Here is an 18,699-nt window from a genome sequence, read left to right on the forward strand (position 1 = left end):
ATTCACAGGATATATGCCCTAATAAAAAACCAAACCACCTATAAAAATGATTTGGTTTTGTCATAGAAATCAACATGACTGTATTTGTTAGTTTGACTTTTTGAACAGCCGTTTTAATTTTGCCCTGATTAAAACGACTAGTGTTTTTATCCTCAAAATTTCTTAAGTTAAAATATCAATCGCCTTCATAGAACCACTTCGATAATAGACTAACGTATAAACGGCGGTTTTAAGCTTAGCTCATCTGGTCCAACTATGCGATCTCTCTTTTTGCTATGTTTCTTTCTTTTGTTTTCAATAACTGTTTTTTCACAAAAAACAGATAAGATCCTTTTAGAAAACGGAGACATGTTAACCGGAGAAATTAAGAGTTTAAAATTTGCCATGTTAACTTTTAAAACCGATGCAATGAGCACCATAAATGTAAAGTGGGAGCAAATTGTGTGGATACAGTCCTATAAAGTTTATGAAGTAAAATTCCGCTGGGGAGAGCTGAAAGTAGGTCAACTAGATTCTATAATTTATAATGATAAGCTGGCCAACCTGAACAATGTGGTGGAGATAACACCTATTAAAGATCGGTTTTGGAAACGAATTGATGGGAATATTGATGCCGGGTTTAATTATACGCATTCGAGTAAAGTGGGCCAGTTTAATATGGGCGGTATGGCTGATTATCGAATGCCAAAGTTCGAAACGATTTTAAAGGCCAGCTCTATTGTCAGCAGTCAACCCGCCGACACCAGCCAACCACTAACGAAAAAGCAGGATGCCTCCATTCAATTTATCAGGCTGCTTAAAAATAATTACAGTGTAGAGGTAAAGCTCTATTGGCAACAAAATACAGCACTGGGTTTAAAAAGTCGTGTTTCAATGCAGCTTGGCGGAGGTAAAGATTTAATTTACAACAATCACAATCGCCTTGGAGCAGGTGGGGGTATTGCTGGCAACAGGGAGCAGTCGGATGATATTCAGGATTCAAAGTTTAACATGGAGGCCTTTGCAGGATTGGCATTTAAGAAGTTCCATTATTCGTCCCCCAAAATAAACATTGATGCGCAGTTGGTAGGTTTTGCTGGCTTAACCGAAGTTGGACGTTTCAGAACCGAAGCCAATATTTCTGCCAAAGTGGAGATCTTCACCGATTTTTTCATCGGACTAACTTTCTACGACAACTTTGATAACAGGCCTTTGTCAGGCGCCTCCGGTAAAAACGATTTTGGCATCATCACTTCGCTGAGTTATTCGTTCTAAACAACTTTTTTAGCACACAACAGTATAAATGATTGAATTCAATCATAACCATAAATGAGATATATCAAAAAAGCATTTCTGTTGATTACCACTTCAGCCACGTTATTGTCTTGTTCAAAATCAAATGATGAACCTTCTTCGAAGGCACGTCTGATTTTCAAGTTCAAATTTGATCCTACCCAGATTCGGTTAAATAACATTGGCCAACCCTCAACTATTCCTGCTGGAAACGCTGGGCAATCACCAGTATTTAATCTGATGAGTTCTCATTATATTGAGTTAGCACCAAATGCTTTAACTCAGCTTGGAGCAGGTACTGTTTTATTTCATGCTGCCGAAACAACCGAAGGAGGCGCAAATGCCATCGATTTCTCAAAGAACAAAGCGGTTGGAAATGGCGAAGAGTTTTTCAGAATACCGTTAAAAGATATTAAACCGGGTGATTACGAATGGCTGCGGGTAAGTTTGGCGTATCAGAATTATGATATCACTATTAAAAACAAAAACCCTTTAGATCCCAATACCACAATTGATGTATCCGGAACGGTGGCTTCTTTTTTAGGATTTAACACTTTCATAAAAACGTTTAACATCAAAAACACTTCGTTAGCAGTAAATGCGAATAAGAAACAGGGCTTTTGGGCATTTGAGGTTTTAGGGAAAAATTTTTCGGGGGATGCTGCGAAAACAACGGTGGTAAATCCAATTAGCACCACTTCACCAATTCCAGCGGGTAGTTGTGTGGTTACGGCTGCTTTCAACAAAAAACTAACAATTACCGGCAATGAAACGAAGGATATTGTTGTTGAAGTTTCATTATCTACAAATAAAAGCTTTGAGTGGAAAGAAGTAGTTGCCGACGGCTATTTTCAACCAGATGCCGGGGAAACAGTGGAAGATATGGGCGTAAGAGGAATGATTCCTACTATAAAGTAGTTAGTGGTAATTTAAAATATGCGACAACTCATTTTTCTTTTAGTCTTTTCCCTTGTAAGCTGTGGCCAGACTAAAACACCTAAGGACTTGACTAATGAGGAGATGATTAAAAAAGCAACATATAGATATCTTGATGAGAAACAATCCTATCTATTTGTTAATAACTACTATCTTCCTAGACTTGATACGCTAGTAACAGGTCGAAAAATTTTTATTCATCCAATTAACAAACCAGATTTTTTAAGAAGAATCAAGGGTGATAACAAATATTATCTTGAACCACTTATTATAGATTCAACCTATCGATGGGACCCCAAAAAGTTTAAAAATATAAGAGTTATTTCTAATGATGATTTTAATGAATTATTGCTATTTAAAGAACAAGACTCTTTGTATAAGGTCCTTTGGAAACGGAAATTTAACAGGGGTTATGTTTGTATTTCTCGTCCAGCTTATAACCCTTATACCAAAAGGATATTAATACGGGAATGGATAGAAAATAATCTCGATTGTGGAACTGGAAGAGAAAAGCTATTATCTTATAAATTGACAGAAAACGGAAGATGGCAAATTAACTAAACTACCGCTAACGGCCGCTTGCCAAAAAGGCGGCGGTGGTGCAAACTTGAACTTTCAATCTAATTAATAACTTTACGACACGTCGGACTATGATACAGCTGTTTTCATCGCCGTTGGCAAGCTTTAAAGTTAAGGCTTTAATTCACTAAAGTAAATCCATTTTTTGCCCCTATGATTCGACTTTATCTTTTATCCCTATTGTGTCTGATAACAAGCTTTTGCTTCGGACAAACTCAACTCGAAATGAATGAGAAAGCAGCCAGAGAGTATCAAAAGACGGATAAAGAACTGAACATTGTATATCAAAAAATTCTTAAGGAATATAGCGAAGACATAGTTTTTGTTAAGAATTTAAAAACTGCACAACGAATTTGGGTGCAATTTCGGGATGCTGAAATGCTCGCTAAATACCCAGACAGGGATGAAGGTTATTATGGTAGTATGCAGCCAATGTGTTGGAATATGTACAAAACAGAATTAACGCTTGATCGCATAAAGAAATTAAAAATTTGGCTTGCAGGAATTGAGGATGGTGATGGATGCTCGGGTTCGGTCAAAATTAAAAACTAGAGGTTAACATTTTACCCTGTGATGGCGAAGACGATCCTATTTTCATTGTGTCATTGACAATACTAAAACGTTAAGAGTGGTTTTTCAAAAAAAATTTTCGGGGCCTTTGGCCCCTTTTTTATTTTCAGAAACGAATGATATCGGCATCAGGAGGAGTATAACCTAATATGCGGCCCATCAACATAATTTGTCCTTTGTGATGGAACTCATGTGTAGTAACGTGCGTGAAAAGTTCGGTCACGGTTAAATTAAGACTGACATCGTTTTTTAAACCTGTTATTCGTATTTCGGGGTCCGGAAAAGCCGCAAGAAATACCGAAACCGCGTTGTTAGCCCGCTCAAATTGTTTCTTTATGTCGTCTAGTCCCGAAATCTCTTCAGACGAAAGGAAAGATTCATCCTGTTGAAAGGCAAATTTTGAAAGCCAGGAAACGTAGGTGTTGCTTATATGAAGCAAAGTAGCCTTTATTGTTCCTTGTCCGAAGTTAGGTACAGCATTGTTTAAATGCTCAGGGCTCATCTGGGCACAATAATTAAGCACAACACCTCGGCTGCCTTTAACTAGTTCGTATTGCTCGTGAAAAATATCCATGATCTAATTTATAAAGCGAGGGGCAAATTTTCGTAAATTTCTATAACCAATTTACGTACTATGGAACAGCAAACAACTATCGATCCTGCGCGCATTATGCAGGTAGGAATGGGTTTTTGGGCCTCCAAAACACTTTTAACAGCGGTTAAACTTAACTTGTTTACCGTATTAGCCAGAGGACAGCAAAGCGCAAAGCAAATCAAAAATCAATTAGGGCTACAAACTACCGACAGGCATGTTTTTGATTGGCTGGACACCTTGGTTTCATTGGGGTTTTTAAACAGGGAGGGAATCTTTGATTCAGCCGGTTACAGCAACACACCCGATACCGACTTGTTTTTGGACAAGAATAAACCCTCATACATAGGTGGTATTTTGCAAATGTGCAATAATCGTATTTATGACGTTTGGAGTAACCTCGAAAATGGATTGAAAACGGGAAAGCCGCAGAATGAATCGGGCAAAGGGAATATGGACCTTTTTCAGGTTTTATACCAGGACCCTCAAAAACTTCAGGAATTTATGGATGCCATGAGTGGTATTCAGAGTGGAAACTTCCGAGCATTGGTTAATAAGTTCGATTTTGATCGATATAAAATCATGGCAGATATAGGCGGTGCTGATGCCTGGCTAAGTATCCAGGTTTGTTTGAAGCATCCAAATATTCAATGCATAAACTTTGATTTGGCTCCAGTAGAACCTTTGGCCAATAAGAAAATTGCGCAGTTTAATCTGCAAGATCGCATTACTCACCATACCGGTGATTTTATGAGAGATGAGTTACCAGATGCGGAAGTTTATACCATGGGGAATATTTTGCATGGCTTGGATGAAACACTCAAGCAGCAATTAATTAATAAAATTTATGATAAGCTCCCTGACAAGGGCGTTTTTATTGCCATCGAAAACATTATTGATAACGACAGGCGGCAAAACACTTTTGGCTTACTGATGAGCCTGAATATGCTACTCGAAAACGGAGACGGCTTTGACTATTCTTTCGCTGATTTTGAAAAATGGGCCACCAAGGCCGGCTTCAAAAAAGTGGAGATCATGCCTTTGACTGGTCCATGCAGTGCCGCGATAGCTTATAAGTAAGAAGCTCCAACGGTAAGAATAGGGCATGCATTTTTTCATTAATCAATGTACAGTCAACCTGAGCGAAGTCGAAGTTACAGTCACCCTGAGCGAAGTCGAAGGGTGTTTCGACTTCGCTCAACATGACCCTACGATGGGCTCAGGGCTGACCCAAAAACAGAGAATGTCTCTTCATTTTTATTAAATAAATAGGTTTTATACCTACTCATCCATCCTCACAATCTTTGGATAAAACAAACCGATGGTTTCAACCAAATCAGTTTGGGCTTTCATGACCTCGTTAATGTCTTTGTAGGCATGCGGACTTTCATCCAAACCGCCGCCAATAAGGGTAATTCCTTCGTTGTTGAGTATTTTGGTTAATTCATGACGGGTAATGGAGTTGGCCGCTTGCGTTCTTGATAAACGTCTTCCAGCTCCATGTGAAGCCGAATTAATAGATGATTCCTCCCCTTTTCCGCGCACAATAAAACCAGGTGCGGTCATAGAACCAGGAAAGCTTATTCAACTTTTTAGCACCAGGTTTTATGTTGGCCATTTGATAACAAGAAAGCATTTCTGTTAGCTCATCAGCCCGTTGAATTATTCTTTCAACCACTTTTCCTGTCAGGGTATTTCCTGAGTTTTGTTTTGCCATTTCAACAGCCAAAACCAATGGAATGGATCTTAAATGCATTTTTTCCCTTGTATAAATAGCAAGCTTTCCAACAAATTCAGCGTTTACATTTTTAATCAAATCCCTGATCAACCCTGCCCTATTATCTTTTGCCTCGTAAAAAGTGTCTTCCAGGGTTGCTGTTACAACTCTGCTATAAAGCTCCATTTCTGGCGTCAATTTAAAGCTGGAGCTTTTTCGTAATTAGTAGTTTTACCCACCCAGTTTTTAATGCTTAAGTTGAATTTCATATTCGTTGTTTTTAATTGACACTACAAAGCAATACACTAAGTGCGCAGTCTTTTTGCGCAGGTAAATTTTTTTTCATTTTTTATAAAAAATTTTTATGCCTATAAATCGTAATGCATTAATCCGCTATAAAACCATCGACAACTGCTTAAGAAACAAGTATAGGAGCTGGACGCTCGACGATTTGATTGATGCTTGTTCCGAAGCCCTCTATGAATTTGAGGGAATAGATAAAGGAGTAAGTCGTAGGACGGTGCAGATGGATATTCAGCTAATGCGCAGCAATAAGCTGGGTTATAATGCGCCAATTATTATAAAAGACAAGAAGTATTATGCCTATAGCGATGCAGAATACAGCATTACCAATATTCCGCTAACCGATCAGGATTTGGGAACCCTATCAGAAGTGGTGCAGATCTTAAAGCAGTTTAAAGGCTTTTCGCATTTCGAAGAAATTGGCGGTATGGTAAATCGTTTGGAGGATAAGATCTACACCAGTAAAACCCATTCTGTTTCGGTAATTGATTTTGAAAAGAATGACCGATTAACAGGGCTTCATTATTTAGACACCCTTTATCAGGCGATCATAAAAAAGCAGGTCCTCAATCTAACCTATCAATCGTTTAAGGCTGCCGAACCACAAGTGTATGTGTTTCACCCGTATTTGTTAAAAGAGTACCGAAACCGCTGGTTTATTTTAGGAGTGGCCAACCGTGTAAAAGTTCATCTTACACTGGCGCTCGACAGGATTAAGGATATTTCTGTAAACGCTGATTTTGCCTACAGGGAAAATACCCTGTTTAACCCAAGCACCTTTTTTGAAAACGTGATTGGTGTTACTAAAAACGCTGGACAACGCCCTGAGTACATACTTTTTTGGATAGACAAAAAGAACGCACCTTACGTAATTACCAAGCCAATTCATAACAGCCAGCGGATCATTAAAGAAGATGATAAGGGCATTGTCTTTCAGATCTGTGTAGTTATCAACTTTGAATTAGAACGTGAACTTCTCGGCTTTGGCGATTTTATTGAAGTTATACGGCCTCGAGGACTCCGGAAACGAATAGGGAAACGATTAAAAACTGCATCAGCTTACTACGAAGAAAGTAAGGTTCTTGAAATTGATGATGAGATCGTGGAGGTGTTTTCATCTAATATGAGGAATAGCAGGGTTTAAAGTTTTTGAAAGCATTTTCATTTCGGCAGAATAACTATAAGAATATAGCCAAATCCGCCTATTGTGTCTATAAGTGTTTAAATAAGATGTTTTAAATCTACTTATTTTTATTAATTTAGTAAGAATAAAACTATTTATGAGTGGATTAAGTCTTATTCCGACAGAAAAAATCGTAGAACGATTACGCTACGAAAATCCTTGGTGGCTAAACAAACAAATTCCTGAGGCATACAGTTCTATGTCAAAACGCTTGTATTTTAAGCTATTTTATCCATATGTAATCGAAAAAAATGTGCGAAGGGCTTTGGTTCTTATGGGGCCAAGACGCGTAGGCAAAACTGTCATGCTGTTTCATAGTATACAGCAATTATTGGTTGAAAAAGTAAATCCATTAAAAATTTTCTTTGTAGGCATTGATAATCCTATTTATGTTCATTTAAGTTTAGAAGACATTTTAACCCTCTGTAAAAAATCGCTTAACCAAAGCAACTTAATCGGGTGCTATGTTTTTTTTGATGAAATACAATATCTCAAAGATTGGGAACGTCATCTCAAAGTGTTGGTGGATTCGTACCCAGAAACCAAATTTATTGTATCGGGTTCAGCCGCCGCCGCCCTGAAATGGCACAGTACAGAAAGCGGGGCGGGTAGATTTACCGATTTTATGCTACCACCGCTTACTTTTCAAGAATACATTCATCTTAAAAATATGAATCACCTCATATATGATGGTAACATTATATATGGTGATAAACAAATACCTTATTGTCTTACTCATAATATAAAAGCCCTAAATAAAGAGTTTGTGCTCTATTTGAACTTTGGCGGTTATCCGGAAGTGGTGCTATCAGAAAAGATACAAAGCGATATGGGTAGATATGTAAAAAATGATATTGTTGACAAAGTGCTGTTACGCGATTTACCTAGTCTATATGGCATAAAAGACGTACAGGAGTTAAACCGCTTTTTTACATACATTGCCTACAACACTGGCAACGAATTTTCGTACGAAACAATGAGTAAAGAAAGTGGAATACAAAAAGACACGCTCAAAAAATACTTAGAATACTTAGAAGCAGCATTTCTTATAAAAGTATTGAACAAAGTTGACGTAAATGCCAAACGTCTTAAGAGAGTCACGAGTTTTAAAGTGTATTTAACTAATCCATCTTTGCGCACGGCACTATTTTCACCTATTTCCGAAACCGACAGTGAAATGGGTAATATGGTAGAGACAGCTGTCCTTTCACAATGGATGCATAGAGAAAAGTTAGATTTAACCTATGCCCGTTGGAAAGACGGCAGGAATGAAGGAGAAGTGGATTTAGTCTTGGTTGATGACAAAAAGTATAAACCTGTTTGGGGGGTAGAAATAAAATGGAGTAACCGTTACTTTGAAAAACCGCAAGAACTAAAAAGTTTGATACAGTTTTGTAAAGCAAATTCTTTCGAAAAAGCTTTGGTAACGACTATTGATCAGGCAGGCTTAAAAAAAGCAGATGACCTTTCGTTTTCGTTTTTGCCGGCCTCTATTTACAGTTACAACATTGGCGACATAACCTTGAAAATGAAAAACAGTAATTAGGTTATAAAGTTCATTGTAGAAGGCAAAACGTACGGCAAGCTGTTGCTAAAAGTGGGCCGATCTGCAAACTTGAAGCTTTGCGGTCGAAATCCCACTTACTCAAAGCCCCAAACCGTTAGCGTATAACATTAAAACTCTATTGCAAATTGAGACAAAAAAAAATCAGAGGACTCGCTCGCCGACAAAAGGAAATTGATGATTGGTTCGAATGGAATTACGATATAGACCTTGACTTGCTTAACTCCTCAGGCTATTACTATGTTAAAGCTAAGGTTGGACCTTGGGCTAATCTGTTCACGGAAAAACATTACCCCTCTGACTACAAAAAGAAAATTCTCAAGCATCTTCTTGAGATTTATGCAAATTGGGAACAGAAATTATTGAAACAAGAACGGCCATTTTATCTAAAAATTTGGCTTTATGAGCATAGATTTATTAATTCCCAAGTTGTGGCCGCCGTTGGAGAAAAAATCAATCGATATCAAGAGCTATTTACAAAAGTCCCTAAACAACATACGTTTCATAAGAACCGTTTTGACCCAAAACTTGCTCAGTTGGATAAACTCTCTTGGAGTTTGCATTGGGACGAAGATGTCTTTTGGGAAAGTGAATTTGCAGATTTGGAAGATTTAAAAAAAACGAACATAGAGCTTTATTATCACGAGAAAAGACTTTATAAGTGCTTGGTCAAAAAAGCAGACTATAAGTTATTGCAAAATCCGTATGGAGAGAACGACAAGCTCTTTTTAATAAAGAAAGGCAATTTGTGGGTGGGGGAAAGCCATAAAGGCTACTAAAATGCATAGTCAAAAAACCACTTTTAAAAAAAGCCCCTGAAAATTGCCCAACAATTTATAGCGCTTTTCGCCCTCCCAAAACATTCTTTCCTTAATTTCGTTAAGTTTTTATTTTAAGCATGTCACTTAAAACCTTTGGCAAAAAGCCTGCGGGCAAGCGCCTTCAAAAGATCTATCAATCGCCTAATTATAAAGATGGATCATTTAAAAACCTATCGCGTACCGTTATGATGACGGGTGATGGTTCGATGGTGAAAACGATGATCGAGTTTTTGAACAAGCCTAAGAATACAACGCCAGATAAAAAACTCCCTTCGGTACTAACTGATTTAAAGAATATAAAATCGGACAATCCCACCCTGGTTTGGTTTGGGCATTCCTCGTACTTTATTAAAATTGAGGGCAAGACCATTTTAGTCGACCCGGTTTTTAGCGGAAGTGCGGCTCCTTTCGGTTTGGGGGTAAAAAGCTTTGATGGCAGTGATGTGTATAAAGTAGAAGATTTCCCTGAAATTGATCTACTCATTTTAACGCATGACCACTACGATCACCTGGATTTGGAAACCGTACTCAAACTAAAACCCAAGGTGAAGCAGATCGTCACTTCGCTGGGTGTGGGTTCTCATTTGAGTTATTGGGGCTTTAATGAGGAAATTGTTCACGAATTGGACTGGTGGGAAACCGCTGATCCACTAAAAGGCTTTTCCATTACTGCTGCTCCTGCCCGCCATTTCTCCGGGCGTGGCATAAAAAGAGCGCAAACTTTATGGTCCTCATTTGTGCTGCAAGCCGGAAATTGGAGAATTTATATTGGCGCCGATAGTGGTTACGATACGCATTTTAAACAAATTGGCGAGAAATTTGGTCCATTTGATCTAGCCATTCTCGAATCGGGGCAATACAATTTGAAATGGGCAGCCATTCACATGCTGCCGGAGCAAACTGTTCAGGCTTCAATTGATTTAAATGCAAAAGTTCTATTACCGGTTCATTGGGGTAAGTTCACCCTGGCCTTGCATGCATGGGACGAACCAATTGAGCGGGTGCTGAAAGAAGCAGAAAAGCTTGCCCTAAAAGTTACAACGCCATTAATTGGTGAGCCAATTGTTTTGGAGGAAAGCTATCCCGATAAAACATGGTGGAGACTTTAAGTGAATTACGATTTATGAATTACGATCTACGATCATTCTCATGTTTAGACATGAATTTTATTAAGCCGATACTATTCGTTTTATGTTCAACACTGCTGTTTTCCTGTTCGCCAAAGGTAACTGAAACAGGTAAAGCATCTTATTATGCCGATAAGTTTGAAGGTCGGCAAACCTCTAGCGGTGAAAAATATAGGATGAATAAATATACCGCGGCACACAAAACCCTGCCATTTGGAACTAAAGTAAAGGTGAAGAACCTGGATAATGGCAAAACTGTTAAAGTTACGGTTAATGATCGTGGTCCTTTTGTTGCCGGAAGGATTATTGATGTTTCGGGCTCTGCTGCAAATCAATTAGGATTAAAATCAACAGGAACCGCTCGGGTAGAGATCAAGTATAAGAAATCGAAAAAGAAGAAATAGTTCTTAGTTAAACGAATTAGGGTTTCAATCTCATCGTTAAGAGATGAGCATTAGCGACTGAAGCAATTTATTGGTTGAAGCGCTGTAAAGCCTTCCGATGGACAACTGCTTATTTTGAACAGTTACCGAATTGCTGTTAAACGCCTTGATCTTCGAAATGGAAACTAAAAACGAACGATGGATTCGGCAGAACGAGTTTTCGGGTAGCTTTTCTTCCATTTCGGTGATGGATTGGTAGGTTTTAAAATAACCTTTATCGGTATAGATCAGTAAATAATTCCCCTGCGATTCTATGTAGTGAACCTCATCTAAGTTCAACTTCATCATTTTACGCTCACATTTTACAAAAATGAAGGGCTTCTCCACAGGCAAAACGGGGATTGTTTCGGCTACTGGAACTAGGTTCCTTGTTTTATAAAACTTATCAACGGCTTTTGAAAATCGCTCAAACGAGATCGGCTTTAAGATATAGTCAATAGCGTCTAAATCAAATCCATCAACGGCATGCTCGGCATAGGCGGTGGTAAAAATCACCGAAGTATTACCTACCAGTGTTTTCGCAAAATCAACTCCCGACTTTCCCGGTAAGTTAATGTCTAAAAAAACCAGGTCGATTTTTTCTCTTTTCAGGGTGGCCAGCGCATGAAGCGTGCTCACAAAGCTTCCTTTTAAGATCAACGAAGGATGCTTGGCAATATGCATTTCTAACAACCTTGACGCAGGCAGCTCATCTTCAATAATGATACAGTTAATGCTAGGCAACATGATTCATCTTTAGTTTTAAAGAAACAAAGAAACTCGACTCGTTATTCTTGATCGTTAGCTGATGCTCGTCGGGATAAAGTAATTCCAGTCGGCGCTGAACATTTGCAATCCCTACCCCACAATAGGCCATATCTTTTTCTTCTTCTGAAGGAAGATCTTCGGGTAAGCTATTTTCAATTTTTACAGTCAGCCAACCGCTGTTAGTGCTAACAGCAATGGTGATCCAGGCCGATGAAAGGGCATCATTTAAACAATATTTATAGCTGTTTTCAACGAAAGGAAGAATTAAGAACGGTTCGATATGATAACCATTCACGGCACCATGAACACTTAAACTCATATCAAGCCGATTGTCGAAGCGCAGCTGTTGTAAATCGATATAGTTTTTCAGCGAAACGATTTCTTCTTCCAACGAAATGGATTTACGGTTTACATCATAGATAGAGAAACGAAGCAGGTTGGAAATTTTAAGAACAATCTCCGCTGAATCATCTGATTTGTCTAAAATTTTCAGGTACAGGCTATTCAACACATTAAACAAAAAATGTGGCTGAAGCTGACTCCGTAATGAAAATAATTCGGCCTGAAGTTTCTCCGCTAAGATCTGCTGGAGCTTATTTTTCTGCTCAGCAAAATGAGTAAAGAGTTTAAGCACCCCTGGAATGGTAGCCACAAACTGCAGTTTCAGGATGTTATAAAGCATCACCGGAATAGAGAACAAAGGTTCAGGCATCCAGTGCTTCATAACGTAACTGATGATCAGGTAGTTGTCGATCAAGCGTTGCACAAAAGCAAAAACGACGATCAGTGCAACATATACAGCAATAAACTGAACGGTTTTCTTCCTGAAAGCAAGCTGCGGAATTAAAAGCTCTACAACCACCAAAACAAAAATAATTCGGGGCACAATGCTGAACAGTTCATTGGTTAAGGCACTCGAAAAATCATTGTCAGGCATTCCTTGTATTAAGCTGAAAAGCAAAATATAGCCCAACCAATAAGTTGAGTAGAGTTTAATTTTTTGAGCTTTTGACAGCGGATCCATGAATTCGTTCTTGATCATAAAAGTAAATGCTTTTTAACTGGCTGTTAATGTTATTCGTCATGCAAAAGCTGCTGTATAAACCATTTGCTTGAAACCACAGGTAATGTAAAATATCTTTCTTCAACATTAAAATAACTAAAGGTAAAAATGAAAAAAGCACTGTTTTTATGGGGAGTAATAATGAGCTTTTCTTTGGGAGGGTTTGCGCAGGATATAGCCATTTATCCAACGAATTGGTGGGTAGGCATGAAAAACAACTCCATACAGCTATTGATAAGGAGTACTAACGAAGATTTTTCATCGGATAAAGTGTTGATTAACTACCCTGGGATTACCGTTTCAAAAACGCATCAGTTTGCCAACAAAAGATACCTGGCAGTTGATATTACAATTGGTCCTAAAACGCTGCCGGGCGATGTGTTGATCAAACTAGCACAAAACTCAAAAAACTGGGAAATAAAATGGCCGGTAAAAAAACGACCATCAGGATTAGGAACCAGCTATGCTCAAGGTGTTACCTCGGTTGATTTTATTGACCTGATCATGGTCGACCGCTTTAGCAACGGCGACGAAACCAATGACAGAGTTGCCGGTATGCTCGATCAATCGCTGAACAGAAAAGAAATGTACGACCGGCATGGCGGGGATTTGCAGGGTGTGATCAACCACCTCGATTATTTGCAAGATCTCGGCGTAACGGCTCTTTGGTTTACGCCTGTTATGGAAAATGATATGCCTAACCGGACTGAACATGGCTATTCCATTACCGATCATTATAAGATCGATGCTCGTTACGGAGGAAGTGAGGTCTACAAGCAACTTGGCAATGATTTGCATAAACGAGGCATGAAATTGATTGCCGACATTGTTTATAATCATTTTGGCTCTTGCCATTTCCTGGCGCAAGATCCGCCGGAAAACGACTGGGTTCATCAATGGCCCGAGTATACCCAAACCAATTTTAGAGAACAACCTTTGTTCGACCCCTACGCTACCAAAGCCGATAAGAAAAAAATGAGCAATGGTTGGTTTGATAAGATGATGCCCGATATCAACCAGGACAATGAATACATGGCCAATTTTATCATTCAAAATAGCATCTGGTACATTGAAGAGTTTGGAATTGACGGAATCCGCCTGGACACCTACACTTATAACAGTTTGGAATTCGCTAACAAATGCAACCAGGCAATACTGGATGAGTACCCGAAAATGTCAATTTTTGGAGAAGCGATGGTCCATGGAGTTGCCAATCAAGCCTATTTCGAGCAGAATAATATTAATACTCCATTCAAAAGCAATTTACCTTCGGTGGTCGACTTCCAGAGTCTTTACTATGGAATCATACCGGCCCTTACTCAGCCATTGGGTTGGACAGAAGGTGTAAATCGTTTGTACTACACGTTAAGCAGCGATTTTCTCAGTAAAAATCCGATGCAGAAAGTATTGTTGCTCGACAATCATGATGAACCTCGCTTCTTTTCAGTTGTTGGTGAAGATGTCGAGAAGCAAAAGATCGGCTATCAATGGTTGCTAACCTGTCGTGGAATTCCGCAAATGTATTACGGATCTGAAGTTTTGATGAAAGGCTTTAAAAATCCGGATGGTTATTTACGCAGTGATTTTCCGGGAGGATTTAAGGACGATGAGAAAAACGCTTTCACAGGCCAGGGATTAACTGAAGCCGAAAAAGCGAATCAATCACTGGTTAGAACACTGGCAAATTATCGAAAACAATCATCAGCGCTCACCACCGGAAAGCTGATGCACTATATCCCTGTTGACGGTTTGTATGTTTATTTCAGATATGATGCAAACCAAACAGTAATGTGTGTAATGAATACTGCTTCTACAGCCAAAGCAGTAGACTTTGCAAAGTACGATGAACGAACCGAAGGGTTTACAACCGCAAGAAACGTTGTTTCGGGCGAAAAAGTCTCTCTTTCAGATATTACTACAATTCCACCAATGCGAATGTGGGTGTTGGAATTGAACAAGTAAACCAAGGTAGATTCGTTATAAATCGGTTAAAACCTCATCAGTTATTGATGGGGTTTTATTCATTCAGGTACTTTTCATCCAATTGTTTGCTGGTCTTTGCACCCAGGGTTTTTAGCTTTTCGGCCGTTACAGTTAGATTTCCACGACCTGAGCTTAATTTATTCATTGCTTTATCAAACGAATCTTTTGATTGACGAAGGTTTTTGTCGATCATTTCCATATCTCCCACAAAACCGACAAACTTATCATACATATCACCGCTTAAACGGGCAATTTCCATTACATTTCGGTTTTGCTTTTCCTGTTTCCAAACCGAAGCTACTGTTCTTAGTGTTGCCAACAATGTACTCGGACTTACAATCACCACTTTTTTATCCCAGGCAAAACTAAACAGATCATTATCGGTTTGAACTGCCATGCTGAATGACGATTCAACAGGAACGAACAACAAAACAAACTCGGGGCTATTGACGCCATTAAGTTGGGGATAGTTTTTATTGCTTAGCTCGATAACATGGTTTCGCAGGGAGTTTAAATGCGAACGACCAAATCGTTCACGTTGGTCCTCATCGTCTGCATTTACCCATTGTTCATAAGCAATTAACGAAACCTTTGCATCCACAATCAAATGTTTTTGTTCAGGTAAATGAATGATCACATCGGGCTGATAACGATTGCCGTCGCTGCCGGTTAGGCCCATTCCTTTAGCTTGTAGTGTATAGCTTTCTCCCTCGATTAATCCTGATCGCTCCAACACTCGTTCTAAAACAAATTCACCCCAATTCCCTTGTTTCTTAGTATCAGACTTTAATGCCCGGGTTAAGTTGTTGGCTTCCTCACTAATTTTCTGATTCAGATCGAAAAGCTTCTTTACTTCTTCTTTCAGGCTGATCTTATCCCGAAGCTCCTGATCATAGGTTTTCTCAACCCGTTTTTCAAAGTCGGTCAGTTTTTCTTTTAATGGATCAAGTAAACGGGTAATATTAACCTGATTCTGCTCGGTAAATTTTTGTGACTTCTCTTCGAGTAATTTGCCTGCTATATTTTCAAACTGTAAGCTAAACTTTTTGTGCATCTCATCAATTTCAGCGCGTTGTTCTTCAACCCGTAATTGCTGGCTTTTCAGGTTTTCGCGCATCGCCACCAGTTCTAATCGGGTTTGCTCACCTAACTCACGCTCTTCGGAAAGGTTGTTTTCATAGCCTCTTCTCTCCGACTCAAGTAAACTGCGCAATCGAAGAAGTTCCTCAGACGAAAAGCGATCCCGTTCTTCAAGCTTCGCTTTTTCTAAAAGAAGTTGATGATTGGCTTTCGCAGAGATAAGTTTCATCAGAATAACGCCGATAGTAATACCAGCAACTGAGCCAATAATGATGTTTGTTAGATCCATGTAGAAGAAGCCGAGTTAAAAAAACAAAAGTACAAATTCATCCATGCTGTAATCTTGTCGGGGTTACTGTAAAATTTTCAGTTCAAAAAGTCAATAATCCCCCATGGAATATTTTTTGAGTAATTTAGCAGTAATTAAACCTTTAAAATTATGTATTGGATTTTAATAATAGGAACCTTCGCTATAAGTATGCTTGTTAGTTGGAGATTTAAAAGCAAGTTCTCCAAATATTCGCAAGAACCCTTAAGTTCTGGATTAACCGGCCGCGAGGTTGCTGAGAAAATGCTGAAAGATAACGGAATTTATGATGTACAGGTTGTTTCAGTTCAGGGCCACTTGGGCGACCACTATAATCCGGCAAATAAAACGGTGAATCTGAGTCCTGATGTTTATCACAATGCTTCTGTAGCAGCTGCTGCAGTTGCAGCTCATGAATGCGGTCACGCAGTTCAGCACGCTAAAGCTTATGCCTGGTTAGGTTTCCGCTCTGCTATGGTGCCGGTATTAAATGTTGCTTCGCAATGGATGATGTGGATCATTATGGGAGGACTCATTGCTCTTCAAATGACTCATAACCCAACTATATTATGGATTGGTATTGCATTGTTTGCGGCTACAACGGTATTCAGCTTTGTAACCCTTCCAGTTGAGTTTGATGCAAGTAACAGAGCTTTGGCTTGGTTGGATAACTCGGGGATTACCCGTTCACGTGAACATGAAGATGCTAAAGATGCGCTTTGGTGGGCAGCTATGACCTATGTTGTTGCAGCTTTAGGTTCATTGGCAACCCTTATTTATTATATTACGATAGCTACCGGCGGAAGCAGACGAAACTAAGTTTGATCACATGGATATAAAAAGCGGCGACTGAAGATTCAGTCGCCGCTTTTTTATGAATTTTACTTTAATGTAGTAGTAAACAAGGTAAACCACTAGTTCATGCGATGTGGGCTCACCAAATGAAACTCTGGGATATTTACATCAAAATGAGAACCATCAAATATCCGAAGCATTTGATAAGTTCCTTTCATGGTGCCAATTTCAGTATTCAAATTACAACCTGAAACATACTCATGGCTTTCACCGGGTTCAATAACCGGCTGTTGTCCAACAACTCCTTCTCCTTCCACTTCGCGATGCGTACCATTGGAATCAAAAATATACCAATGCCTGCGAAGCAATTGTACCGTATAATCAGTCAGATTTTCTATGGTGATTTTATAGGCAAACATAAAGTGATTGTTTGCCGGATTTGAATACTCCGGTTGATATACGGTTTCAACCGAAATTTTAACACCGTCTGTAATTTTAGTAACCATACCAGTGTTGTAAGTTTTGGGCAAAATAGAAAAAAAACTGTTTATGCAAACACAATTCTTTTTCTGATTTGTAAAAATTTTAAAATGATTAGCCTACAAGTACTTCTGAGTAGGTTTCGCTTATTTCGTCTAGCACGTGGTTTATCTCAACTACCGAGTTTAATGACACTAGTCTATTGCGTAAATCTTTGCTGTTAGGCAGGCCTTTAAAGTAATTAGCATAATGACGACGCATTTCAAATATACCAACTTTTTCTCCCTTCCATTCTACCGATTTCATGAAATGGGTGCGACAAACTTCTACCCTTTCTGAAATGGTTGGTCCCGGAAGAAACTCCCCGGTGTTAAAGAAATGCTTCACCTCGCGGAATATCCAGGGATAACCAATAGAGGCTCGACCGATCATTATTCCGTCAACTTCAAATTCTTTTCTCCAGGCAAATGCTTTTTCCGCCGAATCAACATCACCGTTGCCAAAAATGGGTATTTCAATATTCGGATTGCGTTTAATGTCGCGAATTAAGCGCCAGTCGGCTTCACCTTTATACATTTGTGAGCGGGTGCGCCCATGAATGGTCAAGGCCTTAATACCAACTTCCTGTAAGCGTTCGGCAACTTCGTATACATTTTTTGTGCTATCGTCCCAGCCTAAACGGGTTTTAACGGTTACCGGTAAATGTGTGGCTTCTACGACCGCTTTGGTCATTTTTACCATTTTGTCGATATCCTGCAGTAAACTGGCCCCGGCGCCTTTGCATGCAACATTTTTAACGGGGCAGCCGTAGTTTATATCTATAAGATCGGGATTGGCTTTTGAGGCAACTGCACTAGCTTCGCGCATACTTTCAATGTTGCTGCCGAAGATTTGAATACCAATTGGACGCTCATATTCAAAAATATCAAGTTTCTGTATGCTCTTTGCTGCATCCCGAATAAGTCCTTCCGAAGAAATAAATTCGGTATACATTAAATCAACGCCGTTTTGCTTACACACATAACGGAATGGCGGATCACTCACATCTTCCATAGGTGCTAATAACAACGGGAACTCTCCAAGCTCAATATTTCCTATCTTTACCAAAACGTATTTTTTGCGCAAAAATAAGAATTT

General features: G+C 39.1%; 20 protein-coding genes. 12 read left to right on the plus strand and 8 right to left on the minus strand.

The genetic code is table 11. The features are described from left to right. Positions 1-255: 255 nt before the first annotated feature. From NF867_RS07545 to NF867_RS07560, 4 genes are all read left to right on the plus strand, one after another. Positions 256-1,254, plus strand: a complete 999-nt coding sequence (locus NF867_RS07545) for a DUF481 domain-containing protein (RefSeq protein ID WP_252587206.1) — start codon at positions 256-258, stop codon at positions 1,252-1,254. Between the two features lie 54 nt (positions 1,255-1,308). Beyond that, positions 1,309-2,190, plus strand: coding sequence for a hypothetical protein (locus tag NF867_RS07550; RefSeq protein WP_252587207.1), 882 nt, complete (start codon positions 1,309-1,311; stop codon positions 2,188-2,190). 18 nt (positions 2,191-2,208) lie between these two features. Further along, positions 2,209-2,769 carry a hypothetical protein gene (locus NF867_RS07555; RefSeq protein ID WP_252587208.1) on the plus strand — a complete coding sequence of 187 codons (561 nt, stop codon included), beginning with the start codon at positions 2,209-2,211 and terminating at the stop codon, positions 2,767-2,769. A gap of 171 nt (positions 2,770-2,940) precedes the next feature. Further along, positions 2,941-3,339, plus strand: coding sequence for a lysozyme inhibitor LprI family protein (locus tag NF867_RS07560; protein WP_341870037.1), 399 nt, complete (start codon positions 2,941-2,943; stop codon positions 3,337-3,339). Between the two features lie 124 nt (positions 3,340-3,463). Here the strand turns inward: NF867_RS07560 and NF867_RS07565 are convergent, their stop codons facing one another. After that, entirely contained in the window at positions 3,464-3,931 is a 468-nt protein-coding gene (locus NF867_RS07565) for a DinB family protein (protein ID WP_252587210.1), read from the minus strand. Between the two features lie 60 nt (positions 3,932-3,991). Here NF867_RS07565 and NF867_RS07570 point away from each other — a divergent pair, with 60 nt between their 5' ends. Next, the gene (locus NF867_RS07570) at positions 3,992-5,029 is read left to right on the plus strand and encodes an acetylserotonin O-methyltransferase (RefSeq protein WP_252587211.1); all 1,038 of its coding nucleotides are present in this window, start codon (positions 3,992-3,994) and stop codon (positions 5,027-5,029) included. 201 nt (positions 5,030-5,230) lie between these two features. Here NF867_RS07570 and NF867_RS07575 read toward each other — a convergent pair whose 3' ends face one another. Together NF867_RS07575 and NF867_RS07580 are read right to left on the minus strand one after the other, a co-directional pair. Then, complete coding sequence (locus NF867_RS07575; protein WP_252587212.1) at positions 5,231-5,515, minus strand: RtcB family protein; 285 nt, start codon at positions 5,513-5,515, stop codon at positions 5,231-5,233. Continuing rightward, positions 5,463-5,852: a hypothetical protein gene (locus NF867_RS07580; protein WP_252587213.1), complete on the minus strand. Its 390-nt coding sequence runs from the start codon at positions 5,850-5,852 to the stop codon at positions 5,463-5,465. Before NF867_RS07580 ends, NF867_RS07575 begins: the two co-directional genes overlap by 53 nt. Positions 5,853-6,030: 178 nt before the next feature. Here NF867_RS07580 and NF867_RS07585 point away from each other — a divergent pair, with 178 nt between their 5' ends. The 5 genes from NF867_RS07585 to NF867_RS07605 all read left to right on the plus strand — a co-directional run bounded on the left by NF867_RS07585 (position 6,031) and on the right by NF867_RS07605 (position 11,068). Further along, positions 6,031-7,113 (plus strand): helix-turn-helix transcriptional regulator, encoded by a 1,083-nt coding sequence (locus NF867_RS07585; RefSeq protein ID WP_252587214.1) that lies wholly within the window; start codon positions 6,031-6,033, stop codon positions 7,111-7,113. A 136-nt stretch (positions 7,114-7,249) separates the two neighbouring features. Continuing rightward, positions 7,250-8,698 (plus strand): ATP-binding protein, encoded by a 1,449-nt coding sequence (locus NF867_RS07590; protein ID WP_252587215.1) that lies wholly within the window; start codon positions 7,250-7,252, stop codon positions 8,696-8,698. Positions 8,699-8,844: 146 nt separating this feature from the next. Then, on the plus strand, positions 8,845-9,495 hold the full coding sequence (locus NF867_RS07595) for a hypothetical protein (RefSeq protein WP_252587216.1): 651 nt from the start codon (positions 8,845-8,847) through the stop codon (positions 9,493-9,495). Between the two features lie 119 nt (positions 9,496-9,614). Continuing rightward, positions 9,615-10,646 carry an MBL fold metallo-hydrolase gene (locus NF867_RS07600; RefSeq protein ID WP_252587217.1) on the plus strand — a complete coding sequence of 344 codons (1,032 nt, stop codon included), beginning with the start codon at positions 9,615-9,617 and terminating at the stop codon, positions 10,644-10,646. A gap of 14 nt (positions 10,647-10,660) precedes the next feature. Next, a complete protein-coding gene (locus tag NF867_RS07605; protein ID WP_252587218.1) occupies positions 10,661-11,068 on the plus strand; it encodes a septal ring lytic transglycosylase RlpA family protein in 408 nt (135 codons plus the stop codon). Positions 11,069-11,104: 36 nt separating this feature from the next. On the opposite strand, the gene NF867_RS07610 is transcribed toward NF867_RS07605, so the two are convergent. Both NF867_RS07610 and NF867_RS07615 read right to left on the minus strand, forming a co-directional pair. Beyond that, positions 11,105-11,833: a LytR/AlgR family response regulator transcription factor gene (locus NF867_RS07610; protein ID WP_252587219.1), complete on the minus strand. Its 729-nt coding sequence runs from the start codon at positions 11,831-11,833 to the stop codon at positions 11,105-11,107. Continuing rightward, positions 11,823-12,896, minus strand: a complete 1,074-nt coding sequence (locus tag NF867_RS07615; protein WP_252587220.1) for a sensor histidine kinase — start codon at positions 12,894-12,896, stop codon at positions 11,823-11,825. Before NF867_RS07615 ends, NF867_RS07610 begins: the two co-directional genes overlap by 11 nt. 129 nt (positions 12,897-13,025) lie before the next feature. Between NF867_RS07615 and NF867_RS07620 the strand changes: the two genes are divergently transcribed. Continuing rightward, positions 13,026-14,879, plus strand: a complete 1,854-nt coding sequence (locus NF867_RS07620) for an alpha-amylase family glycosyl hydrolase (protein ID WP_252587221.1) — start codon at positions 13,026-13,028, stop codon at positions 14,877-14,879. A gap of 55 nt (positions 14,880-14,934) precedes the next feature. On the opposite strand, the gene NF867_RS07625 is transcribed toward NF867_RS07620, so the two are convergent. Further along, the gene (locus NF867_RS07625) at positions 14,935-16,269 is read right to left on the minus strand and encodes a DNA recombination protein RmuC (RefSeq protein ID WP_252587222.1); all 1,335 of its coding nucleotides are present in this window, start codon (positions 16,267-16,269) and stop codon (positions 14,935-14,937) included. Between the two features lie 150 nt (positions 16,270-16,419). Between NF867_RS07625 and NF867_RS07630 the strand changes: the two genes are divergently transcribed. Beyond that, the gene (locus NF867_RS07630) at positions 16,420-17,106 is read left to right on the plus strand and encodes a zinc metallopeptidase (protein WP_252587223.1); all 687 of its coding nucleotides are present in this window, start codon (positions 16,420-16,422) and stop codon (positions 17,104-17,106) included. 95 nt (positions 17,107-17,201) lie between these two features. Here the strand turns inward: NF867_RS07630 and apaG are convergent, their stop codons facing one another. Further along, a complete protein-coding gene (gene apaG / locus NF867_RS07635; RefSeq protein WP_252587224.1) occupies positions 17,202-17,588 on the minus strand; it encodes a Co2+/Mg2+ efflux protein ApaG in 387 nt (128 codons plus the stop codon). A gap of 88 nt (positions 17,589-17,676) precedes the next feature. After that, positions 17,677-18,669 carry a tRNA dihydrouridine synthase DusB gene (dusB, locus tag NF867_RS07640; protein WP_256471375.1) on the minus strand — a complete coding sequence of 331 codons (993 nt, stop codon included), beginning with the start codon at positions 18,667-18,669 and terminating at the stop codon, positions 17,677-17,679. Positions 18,670-18,699: the final 30 nt, after the last annotated feature.

Origin of the sequence: Solitalea agri (assembly GCF_023914155.1) — a bacterium.
Lineage (GTDB): Bacteria > Bacteroidota > Bacteroidia > Sphingobacteriales > Sphingobacteriaceae > Solitalea > Solitalea agri.

Coding starts and splice junctions, on each gene's coding strand:
- apaG (WP_252587224.1), bottom strand. CDS start 17,588: ATGGTTACTAAAATTACAGACGGTGTTAAAATTTCGGTTGAAACCGTA.
- NF867_RS07605 (WP_252587218.1), top strand. CDS start 10,661: ATGAATTACGATCTACGATCATTCTCATGTTTAGACATGAATTTTATT.
- NF867_RS07615 (WP_252587220.1), bottom strand. CDS start 12,896: ATGATCAAGAACGAATTCATGGATCCGCTGTCAAAAGCTCAAAAAATT.
- NF867_RS07555 (WP_252587208.1), top strand. CDS start 2,209: ATGCGACAACTCATTTTTCTTTTAGTCTTTTCCCTTGTAAGCTGTGGC.
- NF867_RS07575 (WP_252587212.1), bottom strand. CDS start 5,515: ATGACCGCACCTGGTTTTATTGTGCGCGGAAAAGGGGAGGAATCATCT.
- NF867_RS07545 (WP_252587206.1), top strand. CDS start 256: ATGCGATCTCTCTTTTTGCTATGTTTCTTTCTTTTGTTTTCAATAACT.
- NF867_RS07625 (WP_252587222.1), bottom strand. CDS start 16,269: ATGGATCTAACAAACATCATTATTGGCTCAGTTGCTGGTATTACTATC.
- NF867_RS07550 (WP_252587207.1), top strand. CDS start 1,309: ATGAGATATATCAAAAAAGCATTTCTGTTGATTACCACTTCAGCCACG.
- NF867_RS07590 (WP_252587215.1), top strand. CDS start 7,250: ATGAGTGGATTAAGTCTTATTCCGACAGAAAAAATCGTAGAACGATTA.
- NF867_RS07630 (WP_252587223.1), top strand. CDS start 16,420: ATGTATTGGATTTTAATAATAGGAACCTTCGCTATAAGTATGCTTGTT.
- NF867_RS07620 (WP_252587221.1), top strand. CDS start 13,026: ATGAAAAAAGCACTGTTTTTATGGGGAGTAATAATGAGCTTTTCTTTG.
- NF867_RS07580 (WP_252587213.1), bottom strand. CDS start 5,852: ATGGAGCTTTATAGCAGAGTTGTAACAGCAACCCTGGAAGACACTTTT.
- NF867_RS07600 (WP_252587217.1), top strand. CDS start 9,615: ATGTCACTTAAAACCTTTGGCAAAAAGCCTGCGGGCAAGCGCCTTCAA.
- NF867_RS07570 (WP_252587211.1), top strand. CDS start 3,992: ATGGAACAGCAAACAACTATCGATCCTGCGCGCATTATGCAGGTAGGA.
- NF867_RS07585 (WP_252587214.1), top strand. CDS start 6,031: ATGCCTATAAATCGTAATGCATTAATCCGCTATAAAACCATCGACAAC.
- NF867_RS07565 (WP_252587210.1), bottom strand. CDS start 3,931: ATGGATATTTTTCACGAGCAATACGAACTAGTTAAAGGCAGCCGAGGT.
- NF867_RS07560 (WP_341870037.1), top strand. CDS start 2,941: ATGATTCGACTTTATCTTTTATCCCTATTGTGTCTGATAACAAGCTTT.
- NF867_RS07610 (WP_252587219.1), bottom strand. CDS start 11,833: ATGTTGCCTAGCATTAACTGTATCATTATTGAAGATGAGCTGCCTGCG.